Consider the following 13477-nt stretch of genomic DNA (forward strand, 5'->3'; position numbering starts at 1 on the left):
AGCAGCCGTCAGGCTGCTTTTTTGTTGAATTTGGAGCGAGTGACGAGGTTCGAACTCGTGACCTCGACCTTGGCAAGGTCGCGCTCTACCAGCTGAGCTACACTCGCGAAATCGTACTTTAAAACTAGCGTTAAATGGTGCCCAGGGCCGGACTTGAACCGGCACGTCCTTACGAACGAGGGATTTTAAATCCCTTGTGTCTACCAATTTCACCACCCGGGCAGACAAGCATCTAACGATAAAACTTTTAACAATAAAACGTTGTTGTGTTATGGAGGCGGGTCCCGGAGTCGAACCGAGGTGGACGGATTTGCAATCCGCTGCATGGCCACTCTGCCAACCCGCCTTACCTGCATCGCCAACTCTTACAAAAAACATTAGTAAGATTTGGAGCGAGTAACGAGGTTCGAACTCGTGACCTCGACCTTGGCAAGGTCGCGCTCTACCAGCTGAGCTATACTCGCGTTGCAATCGCCTTGTGCCTTAACACGAGACGCATTCTACTGGTTTCACTGATTCAGTCAACAACAAATTATCAGATCTGAGTTCGACTGCCTATTTTTTAGCAGAACCGGTGCTTTATCAGTCTGCCTGCTCACCAATCAAGCCATGACGAGCGGCATAAATGTACTGTACCATCGATGAAATAGTCAGTAAGGTCGCAAGATACAACACAATAATGCTGGCTGGCATTACCCATACCAATAAACTATGCGTCGGTTGCCAAATCAAACCAATCAGCGCCACCATCTGGAAAATGGTTTTTAACTTGCCACCACCCGATACGGCAACGGCAGCCCCCTGACCTACGCTAGCCATCCACTCACGTAAGGCAGAAATAATAATTTCACGGCTGATCATAATCAGCGCAGGGATAGTCATCCACAAGGCTTGCTCATCAACGGTAACCAGCACTAGCGCCATCACCACCATTACTTTATCAGCCACAGGGTCCAAAAAAGCGCCAAACGGAGTCGATTGCTCCAACTTACGGGCCAGATAGCCATCCAGCGCATCCGTAATTGCCGCCAACACAAACACCAATGCCGCCCAGAACCGGGCCGAATCAAGGCCAGAATAAAACAGCCAGAGAAAGACCGGGATCAACAACAAGCGAAACAGGGTCAGGATATTGGGTATATTTAACATGCACTACTTCTCTTAGCTACGTTATGCCTATGCTACTTGTTACGGTAGCTTTGGTAAATCTTTTCGGCTTGTTGTTTTGAAATGCCTGGCACAGAAGCAAGCTGCTCCACGCTGGCTTGTTGCACGCCTTGCATCCCTCCAAGGTAATGCAGCAGAGCCTGACGCCGCTTGGCTCCAATGCCCGGGATTTGCTCCAGTGAACTTTTAAGCAATGCTTTGCCACGCTTATTACGATGTCCGGTAATCGCAAAACGGTGCGATTCGTCACGGATTTGCTGAATTAAATGCAAAGCCGGATCATTTTCAGCCAAGTTCCTATCCGTCTGGCCGGGGATCAATAAGGTTTCTAAACCGGCCTTGCGGCTAACCCCTTTCGCCACGCCCATCAACAGAGGTGGTTGCTGGCAAGGGTGGTTGGCAAAAAAATCCACCGCGCGCTGCAACTGGCCCTTGCCGCCGTCGATTAAGATAAGATCAGGCAAGGGATCCGTGGCGCTGAGCTTGCCATAACGTTTGTTCAGGGCAAAATCCATCGCTGCGTAATCATCGCCCCCGGTGATCCCTTTGACATTATAGCGCCGATACAGGGTTTTATTCGGGCCTTTTTCATCAAACACCACGCAGGATGCAATGGTGTCTTGCCCCATGGTATGGCTGATATCAAAGCATTCCATGTGGCTAATTGCAGCCTGTGGTTTAAACAGCTGATTGAGTGCCTGATACCCTAAACGGACCCGTTGTGCCTGACTGACCTTGCCTTCACAGGCAATACGGGCATTTTTGCTGGCTAATTCGAGATAGCGTGCTTTCTCGCCCCGTTGCACTGCCGTGAGCTTAACTTTGCGCCCCGCAACCTGACTAATGGCTTGCTGCAATGCGTCGCTATCGTCCGGTTTTTGCGCCAAAACCACTTCTTTTGGCACCTGCTGGCCCCCCATACCTTGCAAATAAAACTGCAGTAAAAATGCAGGCAGAATCTCAGCCACATCGGTATTAGCGGGGAGTTTAGGAAAGTAGGTTTTACTGCCAATGACTTTATGCTGACGAATATACAGCACATGCACTGCGGCCACTTCGTGTTGAAAGCAGTAACCTATGACATCCATTTCTTCATGATCGCCGCTGACCGACTGCTGCTCTTGCACACGACGCAGCGCTTGGATTTGGTCGCGCAGGCGAGCCGCCGTTTCAAACTCCATCGCAGCACTGGCCTGCTCCATTTGCTGCACCAAATCGGCGACGATTTGCTGATCTTTACCGGTTAAAAAGAGTCGAGCCAGTCGTACCTGCTCCTGATAATCCTCATCGGATACTTTACCAACGCAAGGTGCAGAGCAAAGCTTGAGTTGATATTGCAGACAGGGCCGGGTTCTGGCCTGATAGAAGCTATCCTCGCATTGGCGAATGGGGAAAATTTTCTGCATCAACTTCAGGCTCTGCCAAACGGCCCCGGCATTAGGATAAGGGCCAAAGTACTGTCCGGCTACCGAGCGTGATCCGCGATGCGATAACAAGCGCGGATGACGATGATCACTGAGAATAATGTAAGGGTAAGATTTGTCATCACGCAGCAGAATGTTGTATTTCGGCCGGTGCGCTTTGATCAGGTTGTTTTCCAGCAACAACGCTTCGGTTTCGCTGTGGGTAAGCGTCAATTCGACCTGGGCAATTTGACTAACCAACGCCTTGGTTTTGATGCTGTCAACCTGAGCACGAAAATAACTGCTGAGCCGGTTTTTCAGGTTTTTCGCTTTGCCAACATAGATCACCACGCCTTTGGCATTCAGCATCCGGTACACACCTGGTTGCTGTGGTACCGTTTGCATAAAGCCTTTTGCATCAAACATAGTGATTCACCCGGGCAACAACTCGCTTGGTTCAGGCTTTGGCAATATCAATCATGCCATGACGTAACGCCAGGTGCGTTAACTCTACATCACCTTGAATCGATAGTTTTTCAAACATCCGATAGCGGTATGAGTTCACGGTTTTGCTGCTGACATTAAGCTGAGTGGCAATATCATTGACCTTTTCACCCCGGGTGATCATCAGCATGATTTGTAACTCTCTGTCCGAGAGTTCATCAAACGGATTTTCGCCCTGGTGATTCAGTTTACTCAACGCCATTTTCTGGGCCACTTCATCGGAGATGTGCCGAACCCCGGAATAGACCTTGCGAATAGCAGAAACCATCTCAGACGGAGCTGCATTTTTAGAGATAAAACCAGCAGCACCAAGTTGCATGACCTTGGTCGGCACCGGCTCTTCACAAGTCACCGATAAGGCCAATACTTTAATATCAGGGCAAAAGTGCATCACCCGCTTGGTGGCTGTCATACCACCCATTCCCGGCATATTCATATCCATCAACACGACATCGGGCTCATTGTGTCGACAAAATTGCAGAGCTTCTTCGCCGGTACCAGCTTCGCCTATCACCTTGATACCACGTTCATCCTTAAGAATGCGACTGATGCCAGTTCGAACAAGCTCGTGATCATCAACGATAAGTACGTTAATCAAGTTGCTTCTCCGCTTCACTGGTTTATTACTACTTTCTTATTTTTAAAGCATAGCCGAGGACAGCATTAAACTCAACACAATCACTGGAAATTTACGACTAAAATCCGGTGGCTTAGTGTGCCAGATTGCTTAAGAAGATGGAATGAAAAGTTGCAGTACATTTTAGGAAGGTCAAGCGCAGTGATGAGGGATGAAAATGGCGGAGGGAGAGAGATTCGAACTCTCGGTGGGCTATTAACCCACGCCGGTTTTCAAGACCGGTGCATTCAACCGCTCTGCCATCCCTCCGACATACCTAACCAAGATGATTAGAGGCTGATTAGACATTGACGCACTCAAATAGTTGAGTGTTGCAAACAGCCAGTTGCAACAAGCGAAAATGGCGGAGGGAGAGAGATTCGAACTCTCGGTGGGCTATTAACCCACGCCGGTTTTCAAGACCGGTGCATTCAACCGCTCTGCCATCCCTCCAGCGAGGCGTATACTAATCAGTTTACCAGCGAAAGAAAAGTCCTTTTTGCCATTTTTGTTTCAGCCAGTCAAAATTTCATCAATTTAAGCTATTATGGTGCAACTAGCGCAAAATCGGGCCGATAACACTAGAGCTTAGGGAACTAAATCGGTATGATGAGGATCAAAGTTTTAGCATTTACCATTGCTTTTTAAAGTACTTAAGAGTGCAAGGAGACCTGTATGTCGTACAGAGAAACACAGACCATCAGCACCGCCAGCCGTGGTGTTGAAATCAACAAGGTGCTTCGTAACACCTACTTCTTACTAGGCATGACGTTGGCATTCAGCGCCGTTGCTGCTGCCTTTGCAATGGCGATGAACTTATCCCCTATGGCGTCCATTATCTGCATGATTGCCGGTTTTGTGATGCTGTTTGTGGTAAACAAACAGGCCGATAAAGCCAGTGGTATTTTCTGGGTATTCGCCTTTGCTGGCGCCTTTGGTGCCTCACTCGGCCCGATGCTGACTTACTACGCAGGCCTGCCGAATGGCCCAGGCTTGATTATGCAGGCCTTGGCTGGTACCGCGGTTATTTTCTTCTCGCTGTCCGCTTATGCGTTGACCACTCGTAAAGACTTCTCTTTTATGGGTGGCTTCCTGTTCGTTGGCTTGATTGTGGTCCTGCTGGCAGTACTGGCGAACATTTTCCTGCAAATGCCAGCTCTGCAACTGGCAATTAGCTCAGCTGTGATCCTGATCATGTCTGGCCTTATCCTGTTTGATACCAGCCGCATCATTCATGGTGGTGAAACCAATTATATCCGCGCGACCGTGTCTTTGTATTTGAACGTCTTTAATATCTTCGTTCACTTACTTAGCTTGCTGGGTATCTTTGGTGGTGATGATTAATCATTTGGCTAGTCACGGCTGATGCCGTGGTGATGCTTACCCCCTGCCCCATGTGCTTGCTATACTGTCTGTTGCAGTGAAGCCAGCCATGGGGCTTTGTTTTGAGCTACCCGTTGTTATAACTAACAGGATTTAACCGGTGACATCCTTTGTGATCTTACTGACCCAGTCCCCTTTTAATGGTCAGGCCTTTCAAAGCGCTCTGCGCTTTGCCTCATCAAGCGTAGCAATGGGTCATTGCATCGATCATATTTTCCTCTATCAGGATGCGGTTTTAGCAGCCAGTGATGCCATTGACTTGCCAGCCGATGAGCCAGATGCCTCCCGATTACTGGCTCAGTTTTGTCTGCAGCATCAGATCCCCCTGCTATTTTGCAGCACGGCCGCCGAAAAACGCGGTCTTTCCTTGCAGAGCGAACAACTTCGGCCCGGCTATCAGTTAGCTGGCTTAGCCGAGCATGCCATGCGTCTGGCTAACCACAGATTGGTGCAATTGTAATGACGACATCGATACTGGTCTGGTTAGATAGCTCTCCGTTTAATCGTCCCCAAGCTCGTGAGGCGCTGGATTATGCCCTTGCCATGGCTGCAGTAGAGCATCAAGTGCAGCTGCTACTCACCGGGCCAGCGGTCTTGTTGCTGTTACCCCACAAGGACATTGCCAGCCGCTTGCAACTTAAAGACATGAGCAAAGCAATTGGTTTATTTGAGTTGTATGATATTGCCGCGCCAATTGTGACCGAACCTGACCTGGCGCTCTATCAGTTAACAGCAGATGCTCTTGCCTATGACGTCAGGGTGCTATCGACCGGACAGCTCCATAGCCAATTGCCTCACTATCAGCATATCGTGAGGTTTTCATGAAACTACTGCAATGGATCTCCGCTCAACGTCCAAGCGATGAATGGTTCAATACCTGGTTGGCAACATTAACCGCCGATGATGTGCTGTTGCTGCGCCAGGATGGTGTCTATGCCATGCTCTTGCCATGGCCAGAGTTACCCTGTCGCTGCTATGCCTTGCAGCTGGATGTCGAAGCTCGAGCCATAAACACAGGCGCTCCGTGGCAGACGATCAGTGATCAACAATGGGTCGGGCTGACCGCTCAGGCGAAACAGGTGTGGTTATGTCCGACATTGTAATGGATGGTACTTGCTATCCACTCGACAAGCATGGTTATCTGGCCGATGCCAGCCAGTGGAACCCGGCGCTGGCACAGCGCTTTGCAGAGCTTGAAGGGATCGAACTGACCAACCCGCACTGGGAAGTCGTGCATTTTGTGCGCGACTTCTACCAGCAACATCATACCTCTCCGGCTATTCGTTTACTGGTCAAGGCCATGGCTCAACAATATGGGCCTGAAAAAGGCAGCAGCAAGTACTTATTTATGTTGTTTCCGGATGGGCCAGCCAAGCAAGCAACCCGAATAGCCGGCTTACCAAAGCCCGCTCGTTGTCTGTAACTCAGGCAGTCTTAAAACGCAGGCTGCCTGTCAGTTCAGAATGATTCTTGCCAGATCCCTATCAAGGCTTCGACAAAAAACAACACAGCAACCAGAACAATGCCGATGATCAACAATCGGTAAAGCCACCAACGCACCCCTGCCGTCACGCGCCGATCGGATCGGGATGCATTCAGGCGCTTAGGCCGTAGACCTGTTTTAGGTGGAGTCGCTTTTGGTCCCATACGTTTACCGGCTGTACCCTCAGTTGCTTGCTTTTAGTACCGTCAATCCATTCATGTAAGGCTGCAATACCGTCGGGATCAACACGGAACCATCGGCTTGCTGATAGTTCTCTAATACAGCGACCAAAGTACGACCAACCGCCAAGCCAGAACCATTTAAGGTGTGCAGCAACTCAGGCTTTTTGCCTTCGGCCAAACGAAAGCGGGCTTGCATCCGCCGGGCCTGAAAATCACCCATGGTGCTACAGGAAGAAATTTCACGGTAAGTGTTTTGCGATGGCAACCAGACTTCCAAATCATAAGTTTTGCAAGCGCCAAATCCCATATCACCGGTACAGAGCAGCATGACACGGTATGGCAGCTCTAATAACTGCAATACTTTCTCGGCATGCGATGTCAGCTCTTCTAACGCTGCCATGGAGTGATCAGGATGCACCAGTTGCACCAGCTCCACTTTATCAAATTGATGCTGACGGATTAAACCACGGGTATCACGGCCGTAAGAGCCCGCCTCGCTGCGAAAGCATGGTGTGTGAGCGGTCATTTTCACCGGCAGCTCGGCCAGTTCAAAAATATGATCACGTGCCAGGTTGGTCAGTGGTACTTCAGCCGTAGGGATAAGCGCCATGCCCTGACCTTCTTCGGTCGCAGGTTTGGTGTGAAATAAATCCGCCCCAAATTTCGGCAATTGACCGGTGCCATACAGGCTGTCATGGTTCACCAGATAAGGCACCACCATTTCGGTGTAACCATGCTCGGTGGTATGCAAATCCAGCATAAACTGGGTCAATGCCCGATTCAGCCGGGCCAGCTGGCCGCGCATCACGACAAAACGCGAACCAGACAGTTTTACACCGCTTTCAAAATCGAGGCCCTTATCCAGAGCTTCGCCTAAATCGACATGGTCTTTTGGCTCAAAACCAAGCTTGGTTGGCTCCAGATGACGGCGTACCTCAACATTAGCGGCTTCATCGGCACCATGCGGTACGGATGGATCCGGTAAGTTAGGGATGCTCTGACTGATCTGTTCCAGTTCGGCCAGCAGTTGGTCCAGCTCACTTTTGGCAGCATCAAGTTGCTCACCAAGGCCGGAGACCTCTTGCAGTAAAGGGGCGATATCTTCGCCACGCGCTTTGGCCTGACCAATCTCTTTAGAACGGCTATTGCGCAGGTTTTGCAGTTCCTGCGTTTGCACCTGCAAACTGCGGCGACGCTCTTCCAGCGCCGACAAGGTAGCCACATCCAGTGTGAAACCACGAGCGGCCAAGCGCTCAGCGGTTTCGGTTAATTCTGCTCGTAAAAATTTGCTATCCAACATGATGATTTTCTGTCTTTCGGTTGGGCGGCTGTTGCAATCAAATGACGCCAGCCGCTGATGATTATTCTGAGGTTATTGTATCATTCCCGATAACGTTTGTTCGGACTTTGTGCATCCAATTGCTGTAAATAGCGCATTTTTTCAGCAAGTTGCTTTTCAAGGCCTCGCTCTGCTGGCTGATACAGCTGTAAATCACGAAGCGCCTCGGGTAAATAACATTCACCCGCCGCATAAGCTCCCTCTTCGCTATGCGCGTAGCGATACTCTGCACCAAACCCCTGCTCTTTCATCAGCCTGGTTGGCGCATTGCGTAAGTGGTGTGGTACCTCATGATCCGGCTCACTCACCACCAGTCGGCGCATTTGTTTGAACGCATCGTAGACCGCATTGCTTTTCGGTGCCAATGCCAGATAAATAGTGGCCTGCGCAATGGCGCGTTCGCCTTCAGCCGGGCCAACACGTTGAAAGGTATCCCAGGCATTGAGCGCCATGGTTAAGGCTCTTGGGTCTGCATTGCCGATATCCTCACTGGCGATAGCCAAAAGCCTGCGGGCAACATACAGAGGGTCACCACCGCCTTCCAAAATACGACAATACCAATACAAGGCAGCATCGGGGGCAGAGCCGCGCACCGATTTATGAAAGGCAGAAATCAGATCGTAAAACTGATCCCCCTGGTTATCAAAACCAGGGAGTTTTCGTGGTACCAATTGACGAACCAACTCAGCCGATATGTCATGCTGCTGACCGGCTGCCGTGCTGTATTCAGCGATGAGCTCAAGTAAATTCAGCAATTGACGGGCATCGCCATTGGCCAGTTGCAGCAATAGATGTTCAGCATCAGGCAACAGCGTAAGCGCTTCGCGGCCAAGGCCTACTTCAGTATCGCTGAGTGCCCGCTGCATTAACGGCTTTAATTCATCCTCAGTCAGTTTATTCAGCACACAAACCCGGGCACGGGATAATATCGCGTTGTTCAATGCAAAGGAGGGGTTTTCGGTGGTGGCACCAATGAAAATAATGGTGCCATCTTCAATGTGCGGTAAAAAAGCGTCTTGCTGGCTTTTATTGAAGCGATGCACCTCATCAACAAACAGTAAGGTGCGCTTTTGCCATTGCTGCTGCCTATCTTTGGCTTTTTGAATGGCATCACGAATTTCTTTAATACCAGAGGTCACCGCCGAAAGCTTTTCCAGCTCGGCGTCGGCATGGCTGGCAATAATCTCTGCGAGGGTTGTTTTACCCGTGCCAGGCGGGCCCCATAAAATCAGCGAGTAAATGTTACCTTGTTCAATCGCTTGGCGTAGCGGTAAGCCCGGCGCAAGCAGATGCTGTTGCCCGACATAGTCGTGCAAGGTAAGAGGGCGCATCCGGGCCGCAAGCGGCCGAAAATCATTGCTAAAATCAAACCCCTGGGTGCTCATCCGGATTACCGCTGATCGTCTACATCAACATCAGCAGGCGGTACAAATTGAAAGTGCTCCAGGGTAAAGGCATCAAGGTCGGTATTGATTTGATCGAACCGAAACACACTGAACTGGCCATTTAAATCCTGTACCTGCATTTCACTTAATACATCGCCACTAAATATCAGTTCCAACTGCTGGACTGGACTCGACAAATCAAGTGCCATAATCCGATAGCCCTGCCCGGTCGACTCAATGCGATAATCCTGCCATAACGCACGATCGTCCGACATCAACAAAGCAAAAGGCGTACGCTGCAACTCCGTGGTTGCATCAAATAAAGTCACTTGCTCCAGCAGTTCATTGTAAAACCACAAGGTAATGCCATCACCAACGAATAAAATCGGCTCTGGGGTGTGCATGACATAGCGAAACTTACCTGGCTGCAGTAACCACAGCTCCCCTTCGCCTTCCTGCACCAGCTCCTGTTGCATATCAAACACTTGTTGCTGAAAACTGGCATGAAAATGCTCTATCCGATCCAACTGCTGCCGCAGCGCATCGCTCGCCTCTGGCTCGGACTGTGGCTCCGCAATCACGGCAGCTGAACAACCCAGTAATAAAGTAATCGCGATCAATAGTTTTTTCATTAATGTCCCTTCGGTGGCGGTGGCGCAATAACTTCACGGTTTCCGTTATGGCCTGGTGAACTAACGATACCGCTATGCTCCATTTGTTCAACCAAACGCGCAGCACGGTTATAGCCAATGCGAAAACGCCGTTGCACACCAGAAACTGAGGCACGACGGCTTTCGGTCACAAAAGCGACGGCCTGATCGTACAGCGGATCGGCTTCCCCATCATCTCCTTCGATGGTTTCACCGGGCAATAAGTTCTCTTCGGTGGTTTCACCGCTTAAAATTTCAGCAATGTATTTGGGTTGACCGCGCCGTTTCCAATCAGCGACCACTGCATGCACTTCATGATCATCAACAAAAGCACCGTGTACCCGGTTTGGCACGCCTGAACCCGGCGGCAAATACAACATATCGCCCTGCCCAAGCAGACTTTCAGCTCCTTGTTGATCCAAAATGGTTCTGGAATCGATTTTTGAGCTGACCTGAAAAGCGATCCGGGTCGGAATATTGGCCTTAATCAGGCCGGTAATGACATCCACCGAAGGACGTTGGGTCGCTAATATTAAGTGAATACCTGCAGCCCGCGCTTTTTGTGCAATTCTGGCAATCAGCTCTTCCACTTTTTTGCCGACGATCATCATCATGTCGGCAAACTCGTCGATGACCACCACGATAGCAGGAAGCTTCTCTAGCAGTGGTGCCTCGTCTTGCATATCATCAGATGGCTTCCACAATGGGTCTTTAAGTGGCGCACCAGCAGCAATAGCTTCTTTCACTTTGGCATTGTAACCTTTTAAGTTACGCACCCCGAGCGCAGACATCAGCTTGTAACGTCGTTCCATTTCCCCCACACACCAACGCAGGCCATTGGCGGCATCTTTCATGTCGGTGACAACTTCGGTTAATAAATGGGGAATGCCTTCATAAATCGATAGCTCTAGCATCTTAGGATCGATCATCAGGAAACGAACGTCATCTGGCGTCGATTTGTAGAGAATACTACAGATCATCACATTGACCCCAACCGACTTCCCTGAGCCGGTCGTCCCTGCCACAAGTAAATGTGGCATCTTGGCCAGATCGGCTATCATGGCTTTACCAGCGATATCTTTCCCCAGTACCATGGTCAACGGCGAACGTGATTGCTCAAACACAGCATCACCTATCACTTCCGAAAGACGAACAATTTCACGATGCTTATTGGGCAACTCAAGGCCGATAAAAGACTTACCAGGGATCACCTCAACCACCCGCACACTGATGGCCGATAACGAGCGGGCTAAATCTTTCGCTAAACCAGTAATTTTGCTGACCTTCACACCTGGCGCCAGATCCAGCTCAAATCGTGTTACCACAGGGCCCGGGTGTACCCCCACCACTTTGGCTTCGACATTAAAGTCCAGCAGCTTGGCTTCCACCAAACGCGATACCCGCTCTAAATCAGCCGGGTCAATTGGGTTTTCCGCTTTATCTGGCCGATCCAATAGCTCTAAACCTGGCAATTCTGTAGCGGACAGTGGTTCAAGCTCCATCTCATCATCGTCATCCGGGCTTGGCTCCACGGCAGCTGCCACAGGACGCTTTAGTTGGGTATGACGCAAGGTTTTCTCAATTTGCTCCGGCAGTTCAGGTTCATCCACGGCACTAAACGACAGTGAGTCATCCGCAAGGTCATCGACACTGTAGAATGCTCTGGCATCCGTTTGCTCATTCAATGGGGTCACTGGCAGTACCGAAGCAGCTTTACTGCTGCTAATGCGTAATGGCGGCTCCGTCACTTCCTCGTCGCTATTGCCATTGAAATCATGACTGGCCTTAAACTCTTGACTGTCTTCCACTTCCTGCTGATGCTGCTGCCACTTCTGTTGCAAGAGACTGGGTAATTGAAATAACCAGCAGCCGGCTTGCCAGACCCAGGCACCAATTGTATCCATCACGGTAAACCAGGAAATGCCTGTCATAAAGGTGAGGCCTGTGGCAAACAAACACAGTAACAACAAGGTGGTACCGACAAAATTCAGATAAGGCAGCAATAAGCCACTGAAGATATCCCCCACTACCCCACCGGACGAAAAATAATAAATATCATTAAAGTTCATGCTGCTGATCGCGGTGGCACTGATAATCGTCAGTAACAAGCCGATCAGCCGTAAACCAAGGATCAAATAATCCAGCTCCAGCACATGGTGAAAACGTTTAAAAAACAAATAACCGGCACCAGCCACCAGAACGGGCACTAAATAGGCAATCCAACCAAAAGAGAATAACAATAAATCAGCCATCCAGGCGCCAACGGGCCCGGCATAGTTGGCGACATCCTGCTGATAACCCGCCTGCGACCAACTTGGATCAGCTGGGTTGAATGACATCAATGCCAGCAACATAAAAGCGGCCAGCCCGCAGAAAAGGATCAAACCGACTTCAAGCAATCGCTGAACGCCATTTAAATTAAAGATGGATAGTTGTGGCAAAGGGTAGGCCTCACTTTTATTGGTATCAATGTATCCATGGTTCTGCCTAGAAAGATACCAGACTGTGCACCTTCGTGCATCTGTTTGGCGATCAACTTGCAGAAAAAGCCAGCATATTGGAAACACAATGTCAGATAAGCGAGATTAGGCTTACTCTAAGCGAACCTTTGAAGCCCTGGACGGGCTTCACAGAGCCCCCATGGATGGGTTCACGGCGCGTTCGCGTGAGCTAAGCCGGTTCGAGCATTACGCTAAACTGACTGCACAAATCCTATTAGTTATAACACTCCCAAACTGAACTCAGCCTTGCTAACGGTCAGGGTTTTATAAAATTACCTTGCTTCACTTCTTCCATTACCACGTAAGTTCGGCTCTCCCGCACACTGGGTAAACGCAATAAAGTTTCCCCTAACAACTCACGATAAGCAGCCATATTGGAGACTCGCGTCTTCAATAAAAAATCAAAGCTGCCCGATACCAAGTGGCACTCCTGAATTTCATCCAGTTTTTGCACGGCTTTGCTAAATTCATCAAAATCTTCAGGCGAGGTTTTACTGAGGGTGATTTCGACAAACACCAGAAGCGCAGCACCGACTTTAATTGGGTCCACCAAGGCCGTGTATCCGAGAATGTATTGCTCGCTTTCCAGCTTACGAACCCGCTCCAAACAGGGGGTTGGGCTTAACCCGATGCGCTTGGCAAGTTCTACATTTGAGACCCGACCATCCCGCTGAAGTTCGACTAAGATCTTACGGTCGGTGCGGTCGAGCTTTTTGCTGCTTTTACTTTGCGAAAACATGCAGTGATATATTCTTAAAAATAACGCAGATGAAGCATATTAAACTACCATTCACCATAAAAACAACCATTAATTCGACAAAATTAGCTATATACTAGCACCAAATTTTACCACCCTACAGTAAG

The 13477-nt window shown here is 49.7% G+C and carries 14 protein-coding genes and 6 tRNA genes; 5 read left to right on the forward strand and 15 right to left on the reverse strand.

Annotation, left to right across the window (positions count from 1 at the left end; genetic code table 11):
- Positions 1 to 31 precede the first annotated feature (31 nt).
- From Q3O60_RS13400 to Q3O60_RS13440, 9 genes are all read right to left on the reverse strand, one after another.
- Positions 32 to 107 (reverse strand) — tRNA-Gly (locus Q3O60_RS13400).
- A 28-nt stretch (positions 108 to 135) separates the two neighbouring features.
- Positions 136 to 222, reverse strand: a tRNA-Leu gene (locus Q3O60_RS13405).
- Positions 223 to 272: 50 nt separating this feature from the next.
- Positions 273 to 346 (reverse strand) — tRNA-Cys (locus Q3O60_RS13410).
- Positions 347 to 388: 42 nt separating this feature from the next.
- A tRNA-Gly gene (locus Q3O60_RS13415) sits at positions 389 to 464 on the reverse strand.
- A 118-nt stretch (positions 465 to 582) separates the two neighbouring features.
- Positions 583 to 1149 (reverse strand): CDP-diacylglycerol--glycerol-3-phosphate 3-phosphatidyltransferase, encoded by a 567-nt coding sequence (gene pgsA / locus Q3O60_RS13420; RefSeq protein WP_305894453.1) that lies wholly within the window; start codon positions 1147 to 1149, stop codon positions 583 to 585.
- Positions 1150 to 1181: 32 nt separating this feature from the next.
- Positions 1182 to 2996, reverse strand: a complete 1815-nt coding sequence (uvrC, locus tag Q3O60_RS13425; RefSeq protein WP_305894454.1) for an excinuclease ABC subunit UvrC — start codon at positions 2994 to 2996, stop codon at positions 1182 to 1184.
- 31 nt (positions 2997 to 3027) lie between these two features.
- A complete protein-coding gene (gene uvrY / locus Q3O60_RS13430) occupies positions 3028 to 3672 on the reverse strand; it encodes a UvrY/SirA/GacA family response regulator transcription factor (RefSeq protein ID WP_305894455.1) in 645 nt (214 codons plus the stop codon).
- A gap of 197 nt (positions 3673 to 3869) precedes the next feature.
- Positions 3870 to 3960 (reverse strand) — tRNA-Ser (locus Q3O60_RS13435).
- A 92-nt stretch (positions 3961 to 4052) separates the two neighbouring features.
- Positions 4053 to 4143 (reverse strand) — tRNA-Ser (locus Q3O60_RS13440).
- Positions 4144 to 4365: 222 nt separating this feature from the next.
- Here Q3O60_RS13440 and Q3O60_RS13445 point away from each other — a divergent pair.
- The 5 genes from Q3O60_RS13445 (at position 4366) to Q3O60_RS13465 (ending at position 6496) form a co-directional block, all read left to right on the forward strand.
- A complete protein-coding gene (locus Q3O60_RS13445; protein WP_305894456.1) occupies positions 4366 to 5034 on the forward strand; it encodes a Bax inhibitor-1/YccA family protein in 669 nt (222 codons plus the stop codon).
- Positions 5035 to 5173: 139 nt separating this feature from the next.
- Complete coding sequence (locus Q3O60_RS13450) at positions 5174 to 5533, forward strand: DsrE/DsrF/TusD sulfur relay family protein (protein WP_305894457.1); 360 nt, start codon at positions 5174 to 5176, stop codon at positions 5531 to 5533.
- A complete protein-coding gene (locus tag Q3O60_RS13455; protein WP_305894458.1) occupies positions 5533 to 5898 on the forward strand; it encodes a DsrE family protein in 366 nt (121 codons plus the stop codon). Before Q3O60_RS13450 ends, Q3O60_RS13455 begins: the two co-directional genes overlap by 1 nt.
- Complete coding sequence (locus Q3O60_RS13460; RefSeq protein WP_305894459.1) at positions 5895 to 6176, forward strand: DsrH/TusB family sulfur metabolism protein; 282 nt, start codon at positions 5895 to 5897, stop codon at positions 6174 to 6176. Before Q3O60_RS13455 ends, Q3O60_RS13460 begins: the two co-directional genes overlap by 4 nt.
- The gene (locus tag Q3O60_RS13465; protein WP_305894506.1) at positions 6176 to 6496 is read left to right on the forward strand and encodes a TusE/DsrC/DsvC family sulfur relay protein; all 321 of its coding nucleotides are present in this window, start codon (positions 6176 to 6178) and stop codon (positions 6494 to 6496) included. The genes Q3O60_RS13460 and Q3O60_RS13465 overlap by 1 nt, the downstream gene beginning before the upstream one ends.
- Before the next feature lie 35 nt (positions 6497 to 6531).
- Here Q3O60_RS13465 and Q3O60_RS13470 read toward each other — a convergent pair whose 3' ends face one another.
- The 6 genes from Q3O60_RS13470 to lrp all read right to left on the reverse strand — a co-directional run bounded on the left by Q3O60_RS13470 (position 6532) and on the right by lrp (position 13352).
- Positions 6532 to 6720, reverse strand: coding sequence for a hypothetical protein (locus Q3O60_RS13470; RefSeq protein WP_305894460.1), 189 nt, complete (start codon positions 6718 to 6720; stop codon positions 6532 to 6534).
- A 19-nt stretch (positions 6721 to 6739) separates the two neighbouring features.
- Positions 6740 to 8038: a serine--tRNA ligase gene (gene serS, locus Q3O60_RS13475; protein WP_305894461.1), complete on the reverse strand. Its 1299-nt coding sequence runs from the start codon at positions 8036 to 8038 to the stop codon at positions 6740 to 6742.
- 80 nt (positions 8039 to 8118) lie between these two features.
- The gene (locus tag Q3O60_RS13480) at positions 8119 to 9462 is read right to left on the reverse strand and encodes a replication-associated recombination protein A (RefSeq protein WP_305894462.1); all 1344 of its coding nucleotides are present in this window, start codon (positions 9460 to 9462) and stop codon (positions 8119 to 8121) included.
- Between the two features lie 5 nt (positions 9463 to 9467).
- A complete protein-coding gene (lolA, locus tag Q3O60_RS13485; RefSeq protein ID WP_305894463.1) occupies positions 9468 to 10094 on the reverse strand; it encodes an outer membrane lipoprotein periplasmic chaperone LolA in 627 nt (208 codons plus the stop codon).
- Positions 10094 to 12553, reverse strand: coding sequence for a DNA translocase FtsK (locus tag Q3O60_RS13490; RefSeq protein WP_305894464.1), 2460 nt, complete (start codon positions 12551 to 12553; stop codon positions 10094 to 10096). The genes lolA and Q3O60_RS13490 overlap by 1 nt, the downstream gene beginning before the upstream one ends.
- Positions 12554 to 12869: 316 nt before the next feature.
- Positions 12870 to 13352 carry a leucine-responsive transcriptional regulator Lrp gene (gene lrp / locus Q3O60_RS13495; protein ID WP_305894465.1) on the reverse strand — a complete coding sequence of 161 codons (483 nt, stop codon included), beginning with the start codon at positions 13350 to 13352 and terminating at the stop codon, positions 12870 to 12872.
- Positions 13353 to 13477 lie beyond the last annotated feature (125 nt).

The sequence above is a fragment of the Alkalimonas collagenimarina genome, from assembly GCF_030717845.1.
Classification (GTDB): Bacteria; Pseudomonadota; Gammaproteobacteria; order Enterobacterales; family Alteromonadaceae; genus Alkalimonas; species Alkalimonas collagenimarina.